The sequence below is a fragment of the Psychrobacter sp. TB55-MNA-CIBAN-0194 genome, assembly GCF_040309505.1.
In the GTDB taxonomy this organism is placed as follows: Bacteria; Pseudomonadota; Gammaproteobacteria; order Pseudomonadales; family Moraxellaceae; genus Psychrobacter; species Psychrobacter fozii.
In genome coordinates this window covers 208728-234608 of the sequence record NZ_JBEOOW010000002.1, presented here as the reverse complement: position 1 = coordinate 234608, position 25881 = coordinate 208728, and the positions used below count along the sequence as shown (strand labels likewise).

General features: G+C 41.8%; 22 protein-coding genes. 2 read left to right on the top strand and 20 right to left on the bottom strand.

Translation table 11 applies throughout. The annotated features are described in order from the left end of the window. The first annotated feature begins 3 nt into the window (after nt 1–3). Nucleotides 4–342 carry an ISC system 2Fe-2S type ferredoxin gene (gene fdx / locus AAEY75_RS03570; RefSeq protein WP_197218447.1) on the top strand — a complete coding sequence of 113 codons (339 nt, stop codon included), beginning with the start codon at nt 4–6 and terminating at the stop codon, nt 340–342. A 106-nt stretch (nt 343–448) separates the two neighbouring features. Here the strand turns inward: fdx and AAEY75_RS03565 are convergent, their stop codons facing one another. The 5 genes from AAEY75_RS03565 to AAEY75_RS03545 form a co-directional block, all read right to left on the bottom strand. Beyond that, entirely contained in the window at nt 449–1699 is a 1251-nt protein-coding gene (locus AAEY75_RS03565; protein ID WP_227681531.1) for an adenylate/guanylate cyclase domain-containing protein, read from the bottom strand. 506 nt (nt 1700–2205) lie between these two features. Further along, nucleotides 2206–2640 carry an HIT domain-containing protein gene (locus AAEY75_RS03560; RefSeq protein ID WP_110922409.1) on the bottom strand — a complete coding sequence of 145 codons (435 nt, stop codon included), beginning with the start codon at nt 2638–2640 and terminating at the stop codon, nt 2206–2208. Nucleotides 2641–2863: 223 nt separating this feature from the next. Further along, nucleotides 2864–6565: a transcription-repair coupling factor gene (gene mfd, locus AAEY75_RS03555; protein WP_352258443.1), complete on the bottom strand. Its 3702-nt coding sequence runs from the start codon at nt 6563–6565 to the stop codon at nt 2864–2866. A 218-nt stretch (nt 6566–6783) separates the two neighbouring features. Continuing rightward, nucleotides 6784–7317 (bottom strand): ribonuclease E activity regulator RraA, encoded by a 534-nt coding sequence (gene rraA, locus AAEY75_RS03550; protein ID WP_502944363.1) that lies wholly within the window; start codon nt 7315–7317, stop codon nt 6784–6786. 122 nt (nt 7318–7439) lie between these two features. Next, complete coding sequence (locus AAEY75_RS03545; protein WP_110922406.1) at nt 7440–8141, bottom strand: NAD-dependent epimerase/dehydratase family protein; 702 nt, start codon at nt 8139–8141, stop codon at nt 7440–7442. Nucleotides 8142–8644: 503 nt separating this feature from the next. On the opposite strand from AAEY75_RS03545, the gene rpsT reads away from it, so the two are divergent. Beyond that, nucleotides 8645–8911: a 30S ribosomal protein S20 gene (gene rpsT, locus AAEY75_RS03540; RefSeq protein WP_110922405.1), complete on the top strand. Its 267-nt coding sequence runs from the start codon at nt 8645–8647 to the stop codon at nt 8909–8911. Nucleotides 8912–9143: 232 nt separating this feature from the next. Here rpsT and AAEY75_RS03535 read toward each other — a convergent pair whose 3' ends face one another. From AAEY75_RS03535 to proB, 15 genes are all read right to left on the bottom strand, one after another. Continuing rightward, nucleotides 9144–9980, bottom strand: a complete 837-nt coding sequence (locus AAEY75_RS03535; RefSeq protein ID WP_352258441.1) for a histidine phosphatase family protein — start codon at nt 9978–9980, stop codon at nt 9144–9146. A gap of 164 nt (nt 9981–10144) precedes the next feature. Further along, nucleotides 10145–10942: a metallophosphoesterase gene (locus AAEY75_RS03530; protein ID WP_352258439.1), complete on the bottom strand. Its 798-nt coding sequence runs from the start codon at nt 10940–10942 to the stop codon at nt 10145–10147. A 126-nt stretch (nt 10943–11068) separates the two neighbouring features. Next, a complete protein-coding gene (gene pyrF / locus AAEY75_RS03525) occupies nt 11069–11767 on the bottom strand; it encodes an orotidine-5'-phosphate decarboxylase (protein ID WP_352258437.1) in 699 nt (232 codons plus the stop codon). A 73-nt stretch (nt 11768–11840) separates the two neighbouring features. Next, nucleotides 11841–12248, bottom strand: a complete 408-nt coding sequence (locus AAEY75_RS03520) for a lipopolysaccharide assembly protein LapA domain-containing protein (RefSeq protein ID WP_352258435.1) — start codon at nt 12246–12248, stop codon at nt 11841–11843. A 117-nt stretch (nt 12249–12365) separates the two neighbouring features. Next, nucleotides 12366–12671: an integration host factor subunit beta gene (locus AAEY75_RS03515; protein ID WP_110922400.1), complete on the bottom strand. Its 306-nt coding sequence runs from the start codon at nt 12669–12671 to the stop codon at nt 12366–12368. A gap of 352 nt (nt 12672–13023) precedes the next feature. After that, complete coding sequence (rpsA, locus tag AAEY75_RS03510) at nt 13024–14712, bottom strand: 30S ribosomal protein S1 (RefSeq protein WP_110922399.1); 1689 nt, start codon at nt 14710–14712, stop codon at nt 13024–13026. A gap of 300 nt (nt 14713–15012) precedes the next feature. Further along, a complete protein-coding gene (gene cmk / locus AAEY75_RS03505) occupies nt 15013–15780 on the bottom strand; it encodes a (d)CMP kinase (protein ID WP_352258432.1) in 768 nt (255 codons plus the stop codon). 120 nt (nt 15781–15900) lie between these two features. Next, nucleotides 15901–16467 carry a tRNA adenosine(34) deaminase TadA gene (gene tadA, locus AAEY75_RS03500; RefSeq protein ID WP_352258430.1) on the bottom strand — a complete coding sequence of 189 codons (567 nt, stop codon included), beginning with the start codon at nt 16465–16467 and terminating at the stop codon, nt 15901–15903. Beyond that, nucleotides 16468–17205 carry a uracil-DNA glycosylase gene (locus tag AAEY75_RS03495; RefSeq protein ID WP_201548293.1) on the bottom strand — a complete coding sequence of 246 codons (738 nt, stop codon included), beginning with the start codon at nt 17203–17205 and terminating at the stop codon, nt 16468–16470. Between the two features lie 349 nt (nt 17206–17554). Further along, nucleotides 17555–20119 (bottom strand): ATP-dependent Clp protease ATP-binding subunit ClpA, encoded by a 2565-nt coding sequence (gene clpA / locus AAEY75_RS03490; protein ID WP_352258428.1) that lies wholly within the window; start codon nt 20117–20119, stop codon nt 17555–17557. A 514-nt stretch (nt 20120–20633) separates the two neighbouring features. Further along, a complete protein-coding gene (locus AAEY75_RS03485) occupies nt 20634–21041 on the bottom strand; it encodes an ATP-dependent Clp protease adaptor ClpS (RefSeq protein ID WP_194196994.1) in 408 nt (135 codons plus the stop codon). Between the two features lie 176 nt (nt 21042–21217). Next, nucleotides 21218–22051 (bottom strand): hypothetical protein, encoded by an 834-nt coding sequence (locus AAEY75_RS03480; protein ID WP_197218432.1) that lies wholly within the window; start codon nt 22049–22051, stop codon nt 21218–21220. 103 nt (nt 22052–22154) lie between these two features. Next, nucleotides 22155–23222, bottom strand: coding sequence for an N-acetyl-gamma-glutamyl-phosphate reductase (gene argC / locus AAEY75_RS03475; protein ID WP_197218431.1), 1068 nt, complete (start codon nt 23220–23222; stop codon nt 22155–22157). 85 nt (nt 23223–23307) lie between these two features. Next, nucleotides 23308–24444: a uroporphyrinogen decarboxylase gene (hemE, locus tag AAEY75_RS03470; protein ID WP_197218430.1), complete on the bottom strand. Its 1137-nt coding sequence runs from the start codon at nt 24442–24444 to the stop codon at nt 23308–23310. A 186-nt stretch (nt 24445–24630) separates the two neighbouring features. Continuing rightward, on the bottom strand, nt 24631–25803 hold the full coding sequence (gene proB, locus AAEY75_RS03465) for a glutamate 5-kinase (RefSeq protein WP_110922390.1): 1173 nt from the start codon (nt 25801–25803) through the stop codon (nt 24631–24633). Between the last annotated feature and the right edge of the window lie 78 nt (nt 25804–25881).

Below are 25881 nucleotides of genomic sequence, written 5' to 3'. Positions count from 1 at the left end.
TTTATGCCAAAGATTACTGTATTACCCCACCACGAGATTTGTCCTGAAGGCGCTGAAGTCGAGCTAGAGGCCGGTAGTAACTTATGCAAAGCACTAGTAGAGAAAGGCATTAAAATTGAGCATGCTTGTGAGATGTCAAAAGCCTGCACAACTTGCCATGTAGTCGTACGCAAAGGCTTTAATGGTCTGGAAGAGATGGATGATATCGAAGCTGACTTGTTAGATCGTGCTTGGGGGTTAGAGGCTGATTCACGTCTATCCTGCCAAGTGATAGTTGAGGACGAAGACTTAACCATCGAAGTGCCTAAATATACCCTAAATCATGCTAAAGAAAATCATTAGGTACTTGTAGAAAGCTCTTTTTTATTTTCATATAAAAAGCCAACGATCATTATGATCGTTGGCTTTTTTACGTATATATTCAAAGACTATTATTTGTCAATGCAGCTTACTTATTACCTATATCATTGCGTTTATTTTCTGCATTAATATCATTTTCATTTTTTTCGTTTTCTTGCTCAATACGTCCAAGCGCAAAATTTAACCGGGCTTTAACATCCTGATAGTCGTTATGATTCATGTCCTTAAAGTTTAAATGCAAATTAAATCCAGGTAATGTGTAATCGACCCATTTTGATAAATGAGCTTTATTAATATCAGGATCAAAGACTCGCCATGCTTGTACTTTCTTATCAAATCCTTTTAGATGAAATGCACCAGCATGCTGACACTCATAATTATGACAGACATAGTCATAAGTACTTTCACTGATCAATATCTCATCTTTACCAGCGCTAGACTCTAGTCTCGCTGCCAAATTGGCTTCTTTACCAATCAATGTATAGCTAAGACGATTGTTGCTACCGAAATTACCCACATGGCAATAGCCTGTCGTAATACCAATACGTATATACAATCCCTCAAAGCCCATAAGGCGCCATTTCTGTCTCAAGGTACGCATTTCACGCCGCATGTCTATTGCCATCTCAAGACAGCTCAAAGCGTCCTGACGCGTACCCTGACTGTTTGGCTCACCGAAAAAGCATATCATGCCATCGCCAACAAACTTATCAAGCACTGCACCATGTTTGTTAGCAATTAACGTCATGCTATGCATATAGGTATTCAAAATATCAGCCAAATTATCCGCGCTAAGGCTATCAGACAACTCAGTAAAACCAATAATATCTGAGAACATAATAGTCAGCTTGGCACGTTTATTAGAGACGTTCACAGGGATATCTGCTCTTACGATTGGCTCCCAAACTTGCAATGGGACAAAACGTGTTAGTTTATTAATAACAGAGACTGCACTATTCAATCGCCCAACTGCATGATGAGAGTGAGCTTCATAACGGACATATTTCCTATAAAAACACGTAAATCGACATAAAACAACAATCATACTGGCTAATAATATAAGAGGTGTTATCCAATCATCATAACCTTCTAGCTTGGGAATATTTAAAATAATACTGACATAATAAAAAATAATAACCGTTATTACGGATACAATGATCAATTTTATACGATTTTCAGGGCTACTAACAATAATCCTAAGACCTATTAATGCCGCTAGACTGAGCGAAATAATCATATGCAGCTCTATCGACCCAATCACCATAGATAGTAAAATAATGACAATATTAGATGTCCAAAAGCTGGCTTGGCGACGATAATTATAAATTAAAATTAGCATACTTGGCAGGCCAACAATGACAAGGAGCGCCATTGCAGTGGGTCTAAAATCAAAATGTAAAGCGAGGAGTATAACGGTGAGTATTAATACGAAAACTTCTGGGTAATCGACCTTATCGTATACTTCCTCTTTTGTCAGAAGCTCTGGTCTCAATCTGTCTAAAGTAGTCATATGAGCATTCGCTTAAACAAAATAGGCTGTAGGAGAAACCAAGAGACATGAGTATAAGTGTATTACCTATTTTTATGACTAATTGGACATAAGTACGGTCTGATACTACATTATACTTCTTAAAGGTTATAAATCCCATGCCACTCATAACCAAAAGAACACCACTTATCATTTAATTTGCCTTAATATCCAATTAAATTAAAATAACGATCTTTATTATTTAAGTTAAAAAACAAAAAATCCAGATAATAAATATCTGGATTTTTTTTAACTGCTGCAAAATAGACTTTAAATAACTTAGTATATTTTTATTAATGTAATTATGGATTAAGATTTTATTTCATTTGCCAATCAAAAGGCATTTGATGATGTCCACGTAACGCCATCATCAGAGTCTGCTGCATTTGTGCCAATACTTCCTTGGTATAAGGAACAGCTGGAACACCCCATACTGGGTTTGGCCACTGCATATCGTTTTGATAGCGTACGATATGATGGAAGTGCAACTGTGGTACTTGATTGCCCAATGCGGCTACGTTCATTTTATCTGCTTGGAAAGTCTTGGCCAGTTGACTTGATAACCAGCTCGACTCACGTAAAAACTGTACTTGGTCTGTTTCGGATAACTCATATAACTCTTTGATACCTGATACACGTGGCACCAATATCAACCAAGGAAACTGGCAATCATTGATTAAACGGCAAGTCGATAGCGGAAAGTCACCCACTAAAAAGCTATCGGCAGCAAGTTTATGATGAAGTTGGAACATAATGACGGTTCTCTTGTTATGGATCTCAAATAAAAGAAATCAAAAGTATAGAAAGCTAAAATATGAGTAAATAAAATATGGTCTCATTATTTTATCAGTTATCTATGCGATAAAATAGCGCCTTGACTCATTGCCTTGGCGTTTTATCTTTAAACTATCTGCTTGAACGACTTGGCCAATCTCCTCATTCGTCTATATAGCAGATAGCCACCACAGAATGAAGCTAAGCAGGCTCTGACACCATATGCTCGCTAAAATATCGCAACAGCTCTTGAATGACCGTAACACGCTGTTGAGGCGTTTCGAGTTTATCAGCATTTTGGTAACGGATGCCAGACGCGCCATTCATACGATAGCGCTGCCCATCTGTTTGAATCAGTTTAATAATCGCTAATGCATCGACCGGTGTATCAGGTGCAAACTCTAGCGTCATACTACTACCATTGGCATCGATTTTGTTAATCTTCAACGGTTCTGCTTGTAAACGCAACCCATGAATGGCAAAGAGCTGCTTGGTTTGATCCGGCAATATACCAAAACGGTCAATCATTTCAGTCCGAATATCCGTCAGCGCCTCTTTATCATCGGCATTACTAATGCGTTTATAAAACAATAAGCGCTGATGCACATCATGCAAGTATTCTTCTGGGATCAATGCTGAGCTGTGTAGATTGATTTCGCTGGTCAGTGACAGCGGTGTACTTAAATCAGGCTGTTTACCCGCTTTAATCGCTTTCGTCGCACGTTCTAGCATATCCATATATAAGCTAAAGCCAATTACCTGCATATTACCACTTTGCTGCTTACCCAGTATCTCACCTGCGCCGCGAATCTCTAAATCTTCACTGGCCAGCATAAAACCTGCGCCCAGTGTGTTGGCACGTTCAATAGCATGCAGGCGGCGTTTCGCATCACCTTTAAGGCCTTTGATGGACGGTACAAGCAGATAGCAGTATGCCTGATGATGGCTACGGCCAACGCGGCCACGTAGCTGATGCAATTGGGCTAGACCAAATTTATCAGCGCGCTCAATGATAATAGTATTGGCATTAGGCACATCAATGCCCGTTTCGATAATAGTCGAGCATACTAACACATTGAATTTTTTGTGATAATACTGCTGCATCACTTGTTCAAGTTGACGCTCCTGCATCTGTCCATGAGCCACGCCTACACGCGCCTCTGGAACCAGCTCGCGTATGGTCTCTGCCATGCGCTCAATGCTAGCCACATCATTATGCAGCAGATATACCTGACCACCGCGCAATAGTTCACGCAAAATAGCTTCTTTCATCAACGCTTCTGTCTTTTGCATGACAAAGGTTTTAATCGCCAAGCGTCTCGCAGGCGGGGTAGCAATGATCGACATATCACGCATGCCAGAGAGCGCCATATTGAGCGTTCTAGGGATAGGCGTCGCTGTCATGGACATACTGTCTACATCGGTCTGAATGGCTTTAATACGCTCTTTATGACGCACACCAAAGCGATGTTCTTCATCGACAATCATTAATCCTAGATTAGAGAATTTGACATCCGGTTGTAATAGCTTGTGCGTACCAATAACGATATCGACCTTGCCAGCGGTCAAATCCGCTAATACCGTGTCTTGATGCTTTTTGCCACCGAAGCGCGATAGCGTTTCGATACGTACTGGCCAATCAGCAAATCGATCACGGAAGTTGTCTTCATGCTGACCTGCCAACAACGTTGTAGGTACTAATACTGCCACTTGGTATCCTGCGCTAACGGCAATAAAAGCCGCACGCATGGCGACCTCTGTTTTCCCAAAACCAACATCCCCGCAGATAAGACGATCCATCGGCTGATTTTGCTTCATGTCTTCCATAACTGCATGGATGGCATTGGCTTGGTCAGGCGTTTCTTCAAACGCAAACTGACTGGCAAATAAATCATATTGTGACGAGTCTATTTTAAAATGAATACCTACTTTAGCTTCGCGCCGTGCCTGCATATTTAGTAGCTCAGCCGCGACGTCATGAATTTGTTCCAACGCTTTTTGTTTAGCTTTATCCCACTTACCACTACCGATTTTGTGCAGTGGCGCAAGTGCTGGATCACCTCCGCTATAGCGATTAATCATTTGTAAATTGGCAACTGGGACATAAATACTGGCGTCACCATCATATTTCAGGTGGATAAACTCTTGCTCGCCATCACCTACGTCTAACGTTATCAAGCCGTTATAACGCCCGACACCGTGCTCAATATGGACAACAGGGCTACCTTGAGTTATTTCGGTAACGCTCTTAACCAAAAACTCCTCTGACACACCGCTCTGACGGCGACGGCGCGTTTGCAGTACTTGCCGACCAAATAATTGCGTCTCACTAATCAATACCAAACGCTCAGGCACATAAACACCGCGCTCAATAGGCGCAACGGTTAGACCAACCTGTGGTAGTTTATTTTGGCCAATCCCTCTCGTTTTATCGGCTACTAGAAACGCTTCAAAGCTGTCATAGGCTTTGATATCAACTTTGCCTTTAAACAACTCAATGAGAATCTCACGACGACCAGCTGTTTCAGCAACGATTAATACAGGTGTGGACGTTTTTTCTTGTATCTCTAAGAATGCTAATAGCTCAGCGAGAGGTTCGGATTTTTGATGATTTACCGCTAGCTGCGGTGGTGACTGGGCACTTAATCTCACGAGTCCCTGTGGTTTATTTAGTGTATGCCCTAATGATGAATCCTCATTATCCACATCAGCAACATCTGTCATCAATGCTAGCTCATCGCGCGCGCTTAGAATAACGCGTGGATAATCGTTGAGATGCTCATTAAGCTTATTAGACAATAGATACAGTAGCTCAGGGGCGACGATAGGCTTATCAATATCATGACGGCGCTCTTCATAGCGGCGCTGAATTTGTGACCAATAATCTGCCTGTTTTTCGTTAATCAATTCATCAGTGATAAATAACGCATTACTTGGCAAGTAGGCAAATAAACTACTCTCTGCTTCCCAGTCTTTTAAATCAAAAAACAATGGCTGATAATACTCAAGTCCACTGCTGGCAATACCTGCCATTACGTCTTTATGCAGTTCAAACTTGCGGCTACTCGTATTGGGGAATATCGCGGCAAAGTTTGTACGGAAGGTCTCACGCCCTTCATCAAGTGGAAATTCTTTTGCTGGTAGGATTTGGAACTGCTGAATAGGCTTTGAGATATCTGGCAATTTATGCAGTAGCGACAACGACTCTTTGCCCATACTACTGTCGTTACCACTCATCATTGACTTAAGATCATCAACAGTCAGCGTGCGCTGAGTCTGTGGATTGAAGAAGCGAATGGTTTCAATCTCATCGTCGAATAAATCGAGACGCAGCGGAAATGGCTGACCCATCGCAAAAATATCAATAATACTACCACGTACGGCAAACTCACCCGGTTCAAAGACGTTTTCAACGGCGCGGTAGCCTGCTTTTGCTAGTAGTCCGCGTTGAGTGTTGATATCAAACTGGTCACCCACACTCAAATCAAAATGTTGCCCAATTAGCCAACTTGGCGGTGCTACTCGGTGCATTAGCGCCTGTACAGAAATCAGCAAGACACCCGATGTCGGCATATCCGTCAACAGATTGATACGCTCACTCACAATATCTTGATGCGGTGACAGTTCGTCATAAGTCAACGTTTCCCAATCAGGGAACACGTAGGCATCCACGCCACAAAATGCCAGTTCTGTTTCTATTTGATTGAGCTGATTTTGGTCACGAGTCACAACAACCTTGAGACGATCAGCCACATCCCATATCGATCCCTGTACCAAGCTTGCTAACCACAAACTGCTGACAGCACCATGCACAGGTGCTAGCCAGCGCCGCTGAGCATTCTGGATAGGGAATAGCTGCTGGTTAATAGGGTCAAACGCGTCAGTCAAAGCAGTGATAGGCATATAGAATAGGATCAAAGTTAAGAGTCAGATAGCTATTATACGAATATTTCATCAATTACCAAAATTTATGCCGTAACGGTTTGTCACTTAAAATTTTACTAATTATTAAATGATCAATTAAGACCTTAAAAATACTCATTACCACCTAAAATCGTCGTGAAATGAAAAAACCTCAACTTATAAGCTGAGGTTTTGAATTGGTACTCATTTAGCTATTGTTAAACTAATGGTTTATCACTAGCGATAATGCCATTGTTATCTGCATAAACAAACATTCCTGAGTTCAAGGTTAAATCACCAAAGCTGATTTCGATATCCGTTTGTCCTTCGTCGCGACGATTTGATTTACGTGGGATACAACCGAGCGCTTTAACGCCAATATTCATTTGTACCACGTCATCCACATCACGGACACAACCATAGATAATGACTCCTGCCCAGCCATTCTCAATTGCTGATTCTGCAATCATATCACCCAAAAGAGCGCAGCGCATTGAGCCGCCACCATCAACGACTAACACCTTGCCATGCCCACCTTTGTCTTTACCGTCACTGTTCAATAGTGATTTAACACGGCTATTATCTTCAAAGCACTTCACTGTTACGATTTCACCGCAAAATCTGTCTTTGCCACCAAAGTTATGAAATGACTTGCCTTCAATATTTGGCAAACATACTTGCGACTCAGGATTGGCATCCAATAAATCACAAGTCACAAAATTTTCTCTATTTATCTGCATGGATTCCGGCATAGTGAAGCTCCTTATTTTTGATTATCTAGTCATTACTCTCAATTTTTATCGAATATCTATATAAATACTTAGGCTATTTTAAAATACGGTACTGTAATATATATGTATAAGTCATTAACCGTTTAATTTTTCACTCTTGTCATCGCAAGCATCTGCTTATTTTCAATGATTTCTATTTTTTTCAATGTAGGCTCAGCACGGTACTTGTTACGCTCATAGATGGCGTGCGCACTCATTGCCATTGCACTAGCGACACGCTTAGCAGAAATAGGATGTAGTGGTAATGATTCTGACAGAAGCGGCGATATGAGCTTAAAAGCCTTTTGACCAATGCTCTCAAGAGGACGACCTTTATGTTTGCCTAATAGCAATGAAGGACGTAAAACGACTAGATGCGCAAAATCCAATGATATAATGGATTGCTCGGTTTCCGCTTTGACTCGATTGTATAAAAAACGACTGTCAATATCGGCGTTCATTGAAGACAACAAGAAGAAGTTTTCGACGCCTTTATCTTGACACAATTTAGCAAAATTTACATTGTAGTCGTGGTCGACTTTTCGAAAGGCCTCATCACTACCAGCTTGCTTCTTAGTCGTACCAAGACAACTAAAAGCATCTGTCTTACGATCAACACCAACGCTGGCAAAAACCTCAGTTAAATTATCAAAATCGTTCACTTGATAAAAACGCATGCTCGCATTGATATAGCGTGGCGGACGCCGTGCAATCACAATTAACGTGTCATAAAGCTCACTAAGCTGCTTAACCAGATACTGCCCTACCAGCCCTGTCGCACCAATTACAATTGCTTTTCGCTGCATATCCGATCCATTTATATATAGTGTTGGAAAATTTATTTTTATAAGACAGTCTGTCGTGTGAAAGATCTTAAGTCTAGTATCATACCTAATTTAATACACAACTGATGGTATTCTATAGAATATATTGTAAGAGGTTTTATCAGCTGACGCATCTGTGTAGCCAATCATGTCTCCACTAACAATACTGAAAGATGGCTTAACAACAATCCTAATAGACACTAGAGAAATCAGCCGCCCATGTGATATCATAACTTCTTTTGGCATTAATCATCAAATATATTGTTCTAAGCGCAATAATTTGCTAAGATGTCCGGCTTTACACGTCAACGCTGTTTAATTATTCCAAACAGTTCTGGCGCTTGCGATGCTCTATTCATATTAGATACTTTAATATAAGACATCGACATCATGTTTGGCGAGAGGCTGCTCGTCACCGATGATTGTTTAAACCCTTTATTGCAATCAACATTCATATTTTATCTGTCTTTATCAAGGAGATACGCGTGGCTAATACTGCACAAGCTCGTAAACGCGCCCGTCAAAACACCAAACGTCGTCAGAACTCTGCGTCACAACGCTCTATGGTTCGTACTTACTTAAAACGTGTTGATGCGGCTATCGTAGCTAAAGATTATGACGCGGCTACCGAAGCTTACAAAAAAGCGGTACCAGTTCTTGATCGTATGGCTGACAAAGGTATTATTCATAAGAATAAAGCTGCTCGTCGTAAGAGCCGCCTAAACAAAACAATCAAAGGCCTTCAAGCTTAAGATTGGTCGCGTTTAGACCGCATTACGCTTTATAGTGTAATGACTAAAACCTTGTCACTGGTTCTAATACTGGGGCAAGGTTTTTTTATGCCTGTTTAAAACTCATTGATTCAACTTATATAGTCAAAGAAATCTAAAACAGCTACAAGGCAGTCGACCGCAGATTGTACATATAGTACCTCTAGGGAGGGTAACACCGTAGCGGTTTAGTAGTTCGCTGACTATGCTGATATCAAGTCCATTTTACTTCTGGCGGTAGCAACAGTTTGCTAGGATGATACCCTGCAGCACGATAGCCGTCTAACAGAGTATGAATGGGACGAGTATAAATCTCACCACGCCAAACAAAATGCGCGTTGGCTTGCTCAAATGGCATATCATCAAACCACAAAAACACTCCTTCCATCATTTTTGGCCAATCATTCCAATCAATCTCGACCACATCAAACATCACGGCTAAAAATGCAGACAGTAGCGTATCATGACTGACGGCAAGCATAAGATGCCCATGCTCAGGCTGATGTTGATAAAATAGAGATAAGATATCGAGACCACCCTGATAGGCGTTTTTGGTACCTTCAAGGTTGCCTTGTAGGAATCGATTGATGAAGTTAAGCACACCTATCTCTTTGAACACTAAATTGGCTATTTCAGGTTCAGTAACGAGGCTGCCAGGCTCAACCAGTAGTGATTGATGTGCAATATCTCGTCGTAGACCTGCCCCTTCTTGCATCAGCTGTGCCGTATCAATACAGCGACCTATGGGGCTTGAGATACTATCGACATTGAGGGAGTACGGCAGATGTCCTGCCAACCAACGACCCCAAGATTTTGCCAACACGCGACCTTTAGGTGTCAGTGGCAACTGATAGCTGGCAAAACCATTCCCATCAGAACGCTCGCGTAGAGAGTGCCTAGTAAACAAAATCAATCGCTTGTTTTCGGGCAATAAGCTGACTGATGAGATCATACTATCAGGCAGGTGCGAAGGTGCTGGTGCACTTGGGATATGAGTCCCAAGCTTTTCAGCAGATAATTTTGATAAAGTATCGTTCGTGTATTTACTCATGACAACAAGCGTAGCAGATTTTTTGGTAGGAATGAACAAAATATCAGTATAATCATAGTATGTGCGCCAATTGTTATACCAAAAGCTGCTCAAGAATAGAATGGTCCGTCTTAATAATGCTATGACATTATTGCTAACAATACCTATATCTCTACAGATGCACGCTAACCGATATCAACCACTCTATTCCATGAGAACTCTAATGCTGTACTGCTTACCTCATTTGGATAAGCACGGGGATTAACAATCACTCGCGTCTTACCAATCTGATAGTCAAATGCTTCATGGGTATGTCCATGTACCCAAAGTATCGGCGCCCATTCCTCATGCATCCATTCAGACAAGTCACTGACAAAAGCGGCATTACTTGGCAGATTGGCGTACTTTTCAGACACAGAGAGTGCACTGATACTATGATGGCTCATTACCACAGTCTTTTTGCCCAGTTCCTTAGCCGTTATCAATGCTTGCTTTAACCACTGACGATGTGTCGCATGGATTTGCATGGAGACCTCAGGTGAAAACAACTCCTTACCGGCATAGATTTGTTTGTAGTCACGCATAAACTGTCGAGCAGCAGCCATCGTATCTTCATTGGCATGATATTGATAATCTGTCCACAACGTACAACCTAGAATTCGCACCTCACCAATATCCATATGCTGACACTGCAATACGCGAACGCCTTCATTCGACTCGATATTATAATTGTCCCAAGTCGCTAGTTTTTTATCGAAATGCAGTACATCTTCATTGAAATACTCATGGTTGCCTGCGATAGTGATTAGAGGGACTTGCAGACGCGCAGCTTGCTCCTGTAACCATGGCATACCATTGTCACTATTTGCAGTATCTCCCGCTACTAGCACCACATCTGCGTCGGTTTTAGGGATATGCCCTATCGGATGTGACTGACGAGCATAACTATCAATATGTAAGTCACTCAAAATCTGTAATTTCATATAAGCCAATATCATTGAATAAACACAAATAGTTTAGCACCTTTTACCTACCCGCAAAAAGCAAAAAAGACAGCGAGTTAGGCTGTCTTTTGATCGTTCAGGCATTACAAGTTATTAAGGTGTGGCCTAAATACTTTGTAGTATCTTCTGCAATTTCGCAGCAGGGTCTTCTGCCTGTGTGATTGAACGCCCAATGACTAAGTAATCAGAACCGTCACTGAGTGCCTGTTTAGGCGTGCAAATGCGTTTTTGGTCATCAGCGTTGTCTTCTAGCAGACGAATACCGGGAGTAATGAGTTTAAAATCTTGTCCACACAATGCTTTAAGCGTTTTAGCTTCTTGTGCTGAGCACACCACACCATCAAGACCAGCTTGCTTGGTCAGTTGTGCCAGTCTACTCACGTGCGCATCCAGACCGTCAGTAATGCCCGTTTGCGTCAGCGCTTCATTGTCCATAGAGGTCAATACAGTGACTGCTATCAGCAAGGTATCAAAACCATTATCTAGTAAACGCTGCTTGGCTAGTGACATTGCTTCTAGACCTGCACTTGCATGGACGTTCACCATCCATACACCGAGTTCAGCCGCTGCCAAAACTGCTTGTGCAGTAGTGTTAGGAATATCATGAAATTTCAAATCTAAAAACACATCAAAATTACGCTGATGTAGTGCCTTCACTATGTCAGGGCCACAGCGAGTAAATAGCTCTTTGCCTACTTTCAATCGACATAATGCTGGATCTAATTGATCCGCTAGTGCTAAAGAGGCTTCCATGGTCATATTATCTAGAGCGACGACAACTGGAGACTTAACTATATTATTCATGACTTAGCCATATTGGTATCGGAGTTATTAAAGAAGTATATCTAACTTAACCGCAGATTCATTGCGAGATGGTTTAATCTCGCTTATGTTTAGTAAGAGCAGCACTTTCATCTAAGTCGCTAACCGCTCCATCCTGTACATTAGTCGCCGTAGAGCCATAAATGGCTTCTTCTACCGTTGGCGAATTCGCTTGACGATCGATGACTATATTGGCTTGTGTGAGTTGCTCTTGTAGATTGGTCTTTGCTTTTTGCAAACGCGAAATTTCCCACTTGTTTTGTAAAACGCGGAAAATAAGCAGTGCTAGCAAAATACCAATAATGATACCCAGCATCAGACAAAGTATCAGTAGCAGCCCTAGATTCATCGTAGGCGCTTGCGAGAACAGTAAGTTTACACCAACTTCAGTATTATTTGCCAACACCAAACCAAGCGCATAGGCAAAGCTCAGAAATAGCAGTACAAATAGTAAAAAGCGCATGAGACGGTTACCTTAGTTGGAAATGCCGTTAATGTATTCAGAATAAATAGGTGATATGAGCGACTGATAAACCATCTTATAAAAAATGCTTATTCAATAAATGGGTTATGACAACATTTAGCTAGTTGCAACCGTGTCATTGACCGCTTCACGTAGTGCTTTTCCTGGTTTAAAATGAGGAATAGCCTTAGCAGGTACTGGCACGCTTTCCCCTGTTTTAGGGTTGCGTCCTAGACGTGCACGGCGATGATGTAGACAAAAACTACCGAACCCACGAACCTCTACTCGGCCATCATTGGCTAAAGTATGGGTCATCAAAGTTAATATTTCGCGTACTGCATCATCGACGACTGTATCAGTCATATTGTCACAGTTCGCACTCAAATTACTAATAAATTCAGACTTGTTAATCGCTTGCTGCATTATTACGCTTGCCTTGTAAATTAATGGATAAGATGATTGTGAGTCACAACGATATTTTAGGTTATTCAAATAAGGGTTATTTATTCCAGTAACTGCTGCTAAATCAGCATATCCTTAAAATAGTAAGGATAAAAACTCGGTCTTTAGAACAGCCTATCGCTTTGAATAAGTAGGGACTCACATCTTGTTACTCAATGTTGCAAATGATAGCGGATATTACCGTAAATGAAAATAAGAGTTTGCCTCTTTGGGCAAAAACATCACCTGTTAATAGTAATATCAAAATTTATTCATAAAAAAAAGCGACCGGAGTCGCTTCTTTTATATTACTTTATATCAATAACTTAGCAGCTTACTGCATTTGTTCTTTGATCAAGTCACCAATAGTTTTTGGTTGAGCTTCAGAACCGGCAGCGGCAGTAGTACTTGTGCTGCTTAGTTCTTTAATCGCTTGACGCTCTTCAGCTTCGTCTTTCGCTTTAATAGACAAGTTGATGTTGCGTGTTTTGCGATCAACACTGATGATTTTAGCTTCAACATCATCACCAACAGTTAGATGCTTAGTGGCATCTTCAACGCGGTCACGTTGGATCTCAGAGGCACGTAGATAAGCTTCTACTTCGTCAGCAAGTTCGATAGTAGCACCTTTAGCGTCTACTTCTTTCACTTTACCATTAACGATAGCACCACGGTCATTGTTGACTAGGTATTCGTTGAATGGATCAGAGCTTAACTGCTTAACGCCTAGGCTGATACGGTTAGCTTCTGCATCTACTGACAATACCATTGCTTCAACGGTGTCGCCTTTGTTGTAGTTACGGATAGCGTCTTCGCCAGTTTCGTTCCAAGAGATATCAGATAGATGAACAAGACCATCAATACCACCGTCTAGACCGATAAAGATACCGAAGTCAGTGATTGATTTGATAGTACCAGTGATTTTATCACCGCGCTCATGTTTCTTATCAAACTCATCCCATGGGTTAGCAAGAGTTTGTTTGATACCTAGGCTGATACGGCGACGTTCTTCGTCGATATCAAGAATCATTACTTCAACTTCATCACCCACTTGAACAACTTTAGATGGATGGATGTTTTTGTTGGTATGATCCATTTCTGATACGTGTACTAGACCTTCAATACCTTCAGAAATCTCAGCAAAACAACCATAATCAGTTAGGTTAGTTACGCGTGCTTTAACAACACTACCTACTGGATAAGTTCCGCCAACGTTATCCCAAGGATCAGTACCAAGTTGTTTTAGACCTAGGCTTACGCGATTGCGCTCACGGTCAAACTTCAATACTTTAACTTTTAGGTCTTGACCAACTTCAACAACTTCTGATGGGTGCTTAATACGGCGCCATGCCATATCAGTGATGTGCAATAGACCATCAATACCGCCAAGATCAACGAATGCGCCATAATCAGTAAGGTTCTTAACGATACCTTCGATTTCGATGCCTTCTTCAAGCTTGTTCAATAGCTCTTCGCGCTCAGCTGAATTTTCAGCTTCCATAACTGCACGACGGCTAACTACAACGTTGTTGCGTTTTTGATCAAGTTTGATAACTTTGAATTCTAGCTCTTTGCCTTCAAGATGCGTCGTATCACGGATAGGACGTACATCTACCAATGAACCTGGTAAGAATGCGCGTACTGAACCGATATCTACAGTGAAACCGCCTTTAACTTTGCTTGAAATGATACCTTTTACGATTTCATCGTTGTCAGCAATTTTCTCAAGGAAGTTCCAAGTTTCAACACGCTTAGCTTTTTCACGTGATAGCAAGGTTTGACCCATGCCGTTATCAACTGCTTCAACCACGACATCAACGCTATCGCCAACTTCAACTTCAAGTTCGCCTTCTTCGCTTAAAAACTCTTCACGAGCGACAATACCTTCAGACTTCAGACCAGTGTCAACAGTGATCCAGTCGCTATCGATGGCTACAACAGTACCAGTGATAACCGAGCCACGCTCGATATCCAGACCTGTTTCTTCGATGCTCGCTTCAAATAGTTCAGCAAATGATTCCATTATGTCTACCTTTGTATAGCCGTATCCTGTCCAGCACAGTACGGATCAAATTTATGATTGCATAAAACGAGAATACTGGTTTTTTATCCCATACAATCATATATAAAAACGTTTGTTGTTAATAAGCGCATGTTTTACTGAAATTATTAACAACAACTGTCTGACCTAAAAATTTCGTCATCTATTCTATCAAATCATGTTTTCTTAGGGCCTGGTAAGCCCCTTAAATTTCACTACTACAATTTTATACTAAAACCAAACCTCATAGCAAAGCTTTTAATGCTTAATATATTGTTTTTATTAACTATTAAAGAATATGCCTTTGGTCTGACAGTGTTTCTTCACTTGTTCGTATACAGTATCAGCATCTAGTGCTGAACTATCAAGCAGCAAAGCGTCCTCTGCAGGTTTCGACGGTGCAGTGCTACGATTTTCATCACGATCATCACGAGCTTTAATCGTTGTTAAGATTGCGTCAAAGTCTGCTGTTTGCCCAGCATTCGATAACTGTGCCACACGGCGCTCAGCACGCGCTTCAGCACTGGCTGTCAAAAACACCTTAACATCAGCATTTGGGAATACTACCGTTCCCATATCACGGCCATCAGCAACCAAACCTGAACGAGTGGCCATGTCCTGTTGTAATTTTAACAACGCTTCGCGAACTTTTGGAAAGATCGCTATCTGTGATGCATAGCCTCCAACTGTTTCGTTACGCACCTGCTCACCGACTGCTTCATCATTCACCAAAATATCGACACGTCCTGACGCATTATTAGGCACAAATGCAATCTCTAGGCTTTGAGTCAACTTTAATACCGCCATTTCATCAATGGCTTGACTGGTATCTGCGGTAACCAAACCAGCTTCGAAAGCTTTAAGTCCTACAATACGATATAGAGCACCCGAATCAAGCAACTGATAGTCCAATGCTTGAGCTAAGCGCCATGTAACCGTGCCTTTGCCTGCACCGCTCGGCCCATCAATACAAATAACAGGATAACGCAACGGTTGCGTTTGGCTATTATCATTATGAAGTGCGGTGTTATCAGTTGTAGAAACGGTCATAATATTCACTTAATCGGAAACAATACTCATATGGCTGACAACTTCGCCATTAAATAGGGCAATATTATAGCAAAGAAACATCTCTATCACTAGCGACAAGTCCGATATCTTGTTAACAGATTATTTTGATTTCATTTTGGCCAGCTTTCGTCGTTCGCGAAAGAAGCTTTTGAGTATTTGACTACTGTGCTCGCTACAAAGACCTCTGTTTACTTGAATACTGTGATTATAAAAAGGCTGCATCGGCAAGTTCATCTGACTACCAACCATGCCTGCTCTTGGCTCACTCGCCGCATAGACTAGCCTTTCTACCCGTGCATGGATCAGCGCCCCAACGCACATCGTGCAAGGCTCTAAGGTAACATATAGCGTTGTCTGTAATGGCAATCGATAGTTATTTAAACGGGTACAGGCATCTCTCAATGCGATAATTTCGGCATGTGCAGTCGCATCATGGCGACCAATTGGCTCATTGAACCCCTGCCCTATGACCTGCTGATCGTGTACTAGTATCGCCCCTACTGGCACTTCTCCGTGCTCAGCACCTTGTTTAGCAAGCTTGAGCGCTTCTTGCATCCACTTAACATCTTCAATTGACCAAAATATACTAGTCTGAATATCTTCGATAACTGGATGATGATTGAAGAGTTGAGATGGTTTCAAGCTTATATCCGGTATATTTATCATCTATTGCGGTAACTGCCAATCAATCGGTGTCTGACCATACTGTACCAAATAGTCATTGGTCTTAGAAAATGGCTTAGAGCCGAAAAAACCACCGCGGTTAGCGGCAAGTGGTGAAGGATGCACCGCCGTCAGAATAAGATGCTTATCTGTATTGATATACTTACCCTTCTTCTGTGCTTTACTGCCCCATAATATAAACACTGTACGCTCTGTTTGTTCATTGACCACATCAATCACCGCATCAGTGAACTGCTCCCACCCTTGATTTTGATGACTATTCGGCTCACCCTCTTTTACAGTCAACGAGCTGTTTAATAACAAGACTCCCTGCTGCGCCCAATACGTTAAGTCACCATGTGCTGATGGTTTCAGACCAATATCAGTAGCCATTTCTTTCAACAGATTATTAAGCGATGGCGGTTTTGGAATAGCTTTTGGCACAGAAAACGATAGTCCCATTGCCTGTCCTGGACGATGGTAAGGGTCCTGACCTAATATCACGACTTTGACTTGTGATAGAGGCGTTAAGTTAAAAGCATTAAACATCAAAGGTGCTGGCGGATAAATGCTTTCCTCTGATTGGTACGCTTCTTTTAAAAACGCACGCAGATTATCCATATTATCAGAGGTTAGCTCATCTGCTAATGCTGTTTTCCAATCTGTTGGCAGGCGTACATTGTCTAAAATCGCTTGCTTTTGCTCGGGGGTTTTGGTCGTCTGCTCATCAAACAGTTCCATAATATATCCTTTTTTATTTGTTATACATCATATAAATACTAGGGCATGTCATCAATTAGCACATTGATAAATTTAGTGGCCTTAAAATGGCTAAATTTTGTCAAACATCGTCAGAAATCTTGTCAATATGTTCATATTTACGGCGAGTTCTTCCTTGTTTGACTGCAATTTTTCTCATTTTAAGCCACACAATCTAAATGATGACACGCCCTAGATAAGTCTACATGAACAAGTCTTTCACATTAGAATAAGTAGACTCATACATTGGTTTTATGATGAATTATAGCAATAAAAAAACGGCTACCGTAGCAACATGGTAACCGTTCTTGTTTTATTGATAACAAAAATCTTAGCTGGCTAACGACTCAGAGTCTGGATATGGCTCATGTGTTTCGACGACCGTCAAAATAATACGACTGTCTGCTGAACCTTTATCTGAAGTCTTACCATTCGTTTTTTCAATCTTAACGGACTTGTCATCTTGCTCAGAACTGTCTTCAGGCTCTAGTGTTAGGTGTACAACCCCACCATTGACCAAGTCACCAAACAAAATCATGCTTGCCAATGGTTTTTTGATCTCGTCTTGAATCAGACGCTGCATAGGACGTGCACCCATTAGGCGATCGTAGCCTTTATCAGCTAGATAGTTACGAACATCATCATCAATCTCTAAAGTCACTTGCTTATCATCAAGCTGCACTTGTAACTCAACCAAGAATTTATCGACAACTGATACCACGACCGACGTATCTAATGGGTTGAACTGGATAATTGCATCAAGACGGTTGCGGAATTCTGGCGTAAAGACACGTTTGAGCGACTCTGTATTATCACGACTGTGGTCTTGCTGAGTAAAGCCCATAGATGAGCGGCTAATACTGTCAGCACCAACGTTGGTGGTCATAATAACGATAACTTGCTTGAAGATAGCAACGCGGCCATTATTATCAGTCAAAGTACCGTGATCCATCACTTGTAGTAACAAGTTGAATACATCAGGATGCGCTTTTTCGATTTCATCAAGTAATAAGACACAATGTGGATGCTGATTGATTTTTTCAGTCAACAGACCGCCCTGATCATAACCGACATAGCCAGGAGGCGCGCCGATCAAGCGTGAAGCCGTATGTGCTTCCATATACTCTGACATATCAAAGCGAACTAACTCGACACCAAGCAAATTGGCTAATTGACGCGATACTTCTGTCTTACCCACGCCTGTAGGACCAGCAAACATAAACGAGCCGATAGGCTTATCTGGTGCCTTTAGGCCAGCACGAGACAGCTTAATCGCATCTGCTAATGTTTCAATCGCTTCATCTTGACCAAATACTAAATGCTTGAGATCACGATCTAGATGCTTGAGAATACTCTTATCATCGCTAGACACTGACTTGGGTGGAATACGTGCAAGCTTAGCAACGATGGCTTCAATATCGGCCACATCAATTTTCATCGGTGGTCGTTTTTTCGCAGCTTTTGAATCTTTAGATGATTGAACGCGATCGTTGACTTTAGCAGTATCTGCTTCATCCTGCATTTCATTACTGTCAATCTCGCTGTGAGTCACACCGTCAAAATCTTCTTCATCAGCATCGATCTGAGCATCAAAGTCTTGCTCTAAATCAGCAATGAAGCTTTCTTCTGCATCGATATCATCCGCATCTGGAATCACGCCCAAACGCTTATAAGCACCCGCTTCATCAATCACATCAATGGCTTTGTCTGGTAAAAAGCGCTCGTGAATATGTTTAGCAGATAACTGAACAGCGGTAACCAATGCTTCATCTGTATATTCGACGTTATGAAATTCTTCATAACGAGGCTTTAGACCGCGTAAGATGTCGATACTGTCATCAACGCTTGGTTCTTTTACATCGATTTTTTGGAAACGACGTGATAACGCATGATCTTTCTCAAATACCTGACGATACTCGGTAAAGGTCGTAGAACCTATACAGCGTAATTCACCATTAGCAAGTGCCGGTTTGATCAAATTTGACACATCCATATTGCTACTCATTGACGACCCTGCGCCAATAATCATATGAATCTCATCAATGAACAAAATCGCATTGGGTTTATTCTTTAATGCGTCAAGCAACGACTTCATACGTTTTTCAAAATCACCGCGGTATTTTGTGCCAGCGATTAATGAGCCAATATCTAGGCTATAAATCACGCAACCATTCAATGGTTTTGGTGCTTTGTCATTGATAATTAACCACGCCAAACCTTCAGCGATAGAGGTTTTACCAACACCAGGCTCACCGACAAGCAATGGGTTATTTTTACGGCGACGACATAGTACTTGCGCAGCACGTTCAATTTCAGAGGTACGTCCAATCAATGGATCGGTTTTACCTTCAGCAGCGCGCTGATTTAAATTGGTGGCAAATTCAACCAGTGGATCTTTACTGGTTTTTTCTGAGGCATTACGGCGCTCACCAGTCATCGAAGCACGCGGCTCAGAGGGTTCTTCTTTGTCTTGACCATGTGACAAGTACTGAGTCAACTCAAGACGGCTGATACCTTGCTTTTTAAGCAGGTAAACAGCATAAGTATCATGCTCTGAGAACATAGATACCAAGATATCGGAGCCTTCTACCAAACGACCACCACCGATAGATTGCACATGGAAAATAGCACGTTGCAAAATACGATCAAAGCTTTGGGTAGGCTGCGGTGATTGCTCTGTATCTACATCTATCGTTGGCGTATGCTTATTAATATAAGCTTCCAACTCAGTACGCAGCGTTGAGACATTTGCATTGCAAGCAGTCAGTGTATTGGCGGCGTGCGTATTTTCTAGCAGTGCCAGTAGTAGGTGTTCAACAGTTAGATACTCATGCGATTTTTGACGCGCAAGTGTCATTGCTAAACGCAAAGAAACTTCAAGATGACGACTTAACATAACAACTTCCTACGGTTATACCTATCTTTATAATTGATAGCTTTATGAATGAGTTAGTAAGTAAATCAGGGCGATAGATGGATTGTTCAAGGGTAATATCTGTATTATTAAAATATCTTACTAAATGACACTGTCTAGGGATTGTATAAATAACAGTACTGTCTATCATCAACTAACTATTACCAACCAAGAGTGTTGATAACTCATACTTGCTGTTCTTTATATCAACACGATACTCAATCAGAGTCAATCTATTAAAAACGACTAAAGTGTATCAAAGCGTGCTGTACGCCAACAGTGTTAGAAATAATAAATGATAAAAGCTTAGAGAATTAAACAGATAACAGAGAGAATGAGCGAAGTGACAAAGAATTTGAAGGGGCTTTATCTAAACAGTGAAGTGAAAAAAAATCTATGTAAGATAACTATCTAGCTCACTGTGGAAAGTGAGCTATTTATCAAAGCTAAGAATAGATAAACGAAACGTTGAAATCAGCATTATAGGGGGATTCAGTTATTCGCCTTGATGTGGCTCTATCTGAGTCAATAGTGGATAGCCTTCACGATGCGCCAAGCTATTTACTTTTTTGGCCTTAGTCTCAGCAATGTCTTTTGGATAAATACCCGCAATACCTTTGCTCGCATTGTGAATCGTCAGCATAATCTCAACGGCAGAGTCCATACTGTGACGAAATTCTGATTGCAGAATATAGACGACAAATTCCATCGGCGTATAGTTATCATTATACATAACGACTGCATACATCGGCGGCTTAGCCACTTCCGGCTCTGCCACTAGTACGTCTGCTTGTGGTGACGTTTCGCCATCCGTATCCCCATCTTGCGCACGGTCAGCAGGCATGTTTGGGAGATGCCAATCAGAGACGATTGGCGTAGTCTGTAGTATTGTTTGATTTATCATAATTAGAGTACAAATTAATAGGTATATTTATTACGGAATAAGGGATAGTGAAGAGAGGTAATCGCTAGTTTAATACAATTAGATTTAACACATTCAGATATAGTATCAGGCTCGCTGAGTCTACTGTTTGTAGTACTGTCACTTGCCTTTCTCATATCTCAGTTATCTAGAACCAACTAAGGCTTAATAGGACTGTCATCCACTTCTGGCAAATCCAAAAGTGATAGCGGCATATTGTCAACTCGAGCACCAAGCTTCCAATCATAGATCTGCTCTACTTCCTGCCCGCCTGCTTTCAAGCTGAGCTTTACTTGTAACGGCTTAAAGCTAGATGGCATGATAAAACGGCCACGAATACGAACAATGCCTTCAATCGTATCGACTGGATACTCTAAAGGAACTTCTACGAAGTCATCATCATTAAGCAGTGTCAATGTTGGCGTCAGTCGTTTTGATGCACCATCACTGGCAAGCATTCCAACATCAAACATATACTCAAAAGCATTTTCGGGTAATGGTTTAATATGAGCGCCAAGCACCTGTAATGGCATGCCGCCTTTGCTGCTAACGATATCAGCATATAACTCGTTGAGCTGCGAAAGCTGTCTGTTTTCAACCGTCAATTCTTGCTTGTTTTCACTCAGCTCTTTTACATTGGCTAAGCTTATTGCCAGCTCTTGCTTGGCAGTAGCCGCTTGATTGATCGCTATTTTATGACTAAGACGCGTATCTTCCAGCTCTTCGGTCGCCTCTTCACTATTGATTAGTGCTTGCTGGGTTTCCGTTTCCATAGAGTGGTAGCCGCGCTGATAGCCGAGCTTATGACCAAATATTAGTCCAACCATGGCAGTTACCAGTATGACAACCACAAATAGCGCCAGTACCAATGTAGACGCGCCTTGCTGCTCGCGGCCTATAGAACTTACTGGGCTAAAACGATGGCGATTGGCGTCTATACACGATGAACGTGCTGACTGTGAGCAAAAGCGTAATACAAACTTAACACGCATTTAGGCGGTATCTCTTAACAATAAGTACCTGTTATTATAGCGGAATTTATAATCAATACCTAGCACCGTAAATGTGAATGATTGGAATATAAAGCAGTCGATGTTAAGGAACAATCGGCGCAAAGTTCAGTCCCATTGACTCATCAAAACCAAACATAACATTCATATTCTGCACGGCCTGCCCTGCTGCTCCTTTGACCAAATTATCTTGTACTACAATAACCGTCAACTCAGCACGATCATTGTCTTGATGCACGGCAATACGTAAACGATTACTGGCACGTACACTACGTGTATCAGGGTAAATACCCTTTGGCATCACATCAACGAACGTCTCTGATGCATAGGCGTTTTCAAATGCTTGCTGCCAATCGATAGCAGCACCAGCATCCGTCAGCTCCATATGGATTGAGCTTAGCATACCGCGTATCATCGGTACTAAATGCGGTAAAAAACGAATACGATGGGTAAACTGACTATCTAATAATTGTGCAACACCCTGCTCAATTTCAGGTAGATGACGATGCCCCTCGACGCTATAAGCTTTAAAGTTATCTGTTGATTCAGCATAATTGAGTGCAAGCGAGGCTTGGCGACCCGCGCCAGACACACCAGACTTTGCATCAATGACAATGCGAGATTCAATCAAACGTTCTGCTTGTTTATTTTGTGCTTCAATAATCGGCTTCAAACCCAAAATTGCAGTGGTTGGATAACAGCCAGGATTGCCCACCAATAATGCATTTGCAAGTTTATCGCGATTGACTTCAGGTAATCCATAAACAGCGGTCTTTAATAGCTCAGGACACGCATGTGACTGTTTATACCACTTTTCAAAGTCAGTCAATGACTGCAAACGAAAGTCAGCAGCCAAATCAATGACCTTTACACCAGCTTGAGTAAGCGCTTCAGCTTGTTGCATTGCTACGCCGTGTGGTGTCGCAAAAAACACCACATCACACTCTTGTATCGTCGCCAGCGTATCGTCGCCTAAGTCGCTAAAGACGATATCTGATATACCGCGTAAGCTTGGGAATATCTCATCAGCTCGAGTACCAGCTTCACTACGCGAGGTTAGCAAATCAATAGATACTTCAGGATGAGCAGATAATAAGCGAATCAGCTCAATACCTGTATAACCTGTACCACCAACAATCGCTGCTGAAATCATAAGATATCCTTTTTTCTTTTACTCAGTAAATAGCAGATAAATATAACGTCTATATTGACGCTTATAAGCTTTGCATATCCAAACTCTAGATTTTGTAATCGTGCACCGCATCGATAAACACTTTTGCATTGTCAGGGTTAACCCATTGAGTGATGCCATGACCTAAGTTTGCGACATAACCTGTTTTTTCGCCGCTCGCATAAGCACTATCTAGCATTGCATTTACTTCAGCGCGAATCGTTGCAGGTGAACCATACAAGGTTGCTGGATCCAAGTTACCTTGGATGGCTTTGCTACTCTGTAGTTTTTTATGCTGCTTGGTCAACTGACGCTGACTGTCAGTCAATACTTGACGTGCACGATCAATCGGCATCGTCCAGTCTAGGCCCAAAGCATCAGCTTCACTATCCGCTTGGATGTCTAACCATAGCCCACCACCTTTCGTAAACAATACCACTGGTATTTCCGGATGGCGTACCTTTAGCTCAGCGACGATACGTTTATTATAAGCATGAGAAAAGTCAATAAACTGACGATGACCAAGCGCGCCGCCCCAGCTATCAAATATCTGTACAATCTGAGCACCAGCAACGATTTGTGCATCTAAATAATCAATGACAGACGTGGCCAACTTATCCAGTAATTGATGTAAAAAGTCAGGGTTACTGTATAAAAAACCTTTAGTATAACGATAGTCTTTTGAGCTACCGCCTTCAATCATATACGTAGCTAACGTCCACGGGCTACCAGAAAAACCAAATAACGGCACTTGACCATTCAGCGCTTTACGAATACTCGTCACCGCACGCATGACATAATCAAGAGAGTCGGTCGGATCAAGCTTTGGTATTCTATCAAGATCCGCTTGTGTACGAATAGGATGCTTAAATTTAGGACCTTCACCCGCTTCAAAATATAAGCCTAGCCCCATGGCATCAGGTATGGTCAAGATGTCACTGAATAAGATAGCAGCGTCTAAATCATAACGACGCAGTGGCTGCAAAGTCACTTCAGTGGCACGGTCTGTATCTCTACACAAACTCATAAAATCGCCCGCTTCAGCACGGGTTGCTTTGTATTCTGGTAAATAACGACCTGCTTGACGCATCATCCAAACCGGGGTGGTGTCTATCGTCTCAAATCGTAATGCTCTTAGCAATCTGTCATTTTTTAATGGTGCAAAGTCGTGCTGAGTCGAGTTACTATTGTCTGAAGCACTCATGTACAAATCTCCAAAACAACAAAGTATTCATACTTATTGATGAATACTTTGTTGGATAAAATACGTTAAATAAAAGAATGATAAATATTTATAGAATGGTCATAGCAACATCTCAGTTTCAATACTATTAATCCATATTTAGACTGAGACTGTGTGCATACCAAGCGCTTCTATATTATTAATGTGCTATACGGTTAGTGCCAAGTTATCACGATGTACCATGACAACGCGCTCTTCACTGCTACCAAAAATCTTATCAAACTGCTCTGTACGCTCACGTGCTACTCGATGCGCATCCTGCGATGAAAAGTTGACTTGCCCAACCGCGAGACGCTCACCGGTATCTTGATGGATAATTTCAACCACGTCACCTTCATCAAAACCACCACGGACTTCGACGACGCCAACCGGTAGTAGACTTCTATTATGCTCAGTCAGTGCCTTTGCCGCACCTGCATCCACAACCAAGCTACCTGACATACGCAGGTGAGCCGCCAGCCATTGTTTACGAGCAATGATTTTGTCTTCATCGTTGGTTGTCAAAAGCGTACCAACTGCTTCACCTGATACCACACGAGTGATAACGTCATCAATTGCACCGCTTACGATAACGGTTGGACAGCCACCCATTGCAGCCAGACGACCAGCACGGATTTTGGTCAACATACCACCGCGTCCGAGCTTGCCGCCATCTCCGGCTATATCAAATAAGTAATCAGCCATCGCACGCTCTTGACGAATCATTTTTGCATTGGGATTGTCACGCGGATTGTCTGTGAATACACCATCTTGATCGGTGAGGATAATGTACAAGTCAGCATTGACCATCGCTGCTGCCATTGCCCCTAATGTATCATTATCACCGAATTTGATTTCATCAATGGTGATGGTGTCGTTTTCGTTAATAACAGGTAGCACGCGCCATTCTAATAATTGCGTCAATGCGCCTGTCGTATTGAGATAACGGCTACGATTAGACAAATCATCATGAGTCAATAGCAGCTGCGAGCTTTGAATACCATGCTGAATCAGAGCTGACCACCATGTTTCAATCAATCCCATCTGACCAATAGAAGCACAGGCCTGTAGTGCGGCTAGTTTTTTAGGGCGCTCCTCAAGGTTCATACGTACCACACCTTCAGCAACAGCACCTGACGATACTAGTAGCACTTCGACGCCTTGCTTGTGCAGCTTAGCAATCTGTTTGGCCCACTCGTATATGGCAGTTCGATCCAGCCCTCGACCGTTATTGGTTAACAACGATGAGCCAATCTTGACAATAACGCGCTGAATATCAAAGTTGCGATTTTGCTTAACAAATCTTGCTTCTTCGATCGTGTTTTCTATGCCATCTGCCATATAAACTCCTTTTTATCTTATGAATTGATTAGGGGATTGATTTAAAAAATTCAGGTACATCAGTTCAAGCTTGTTCAC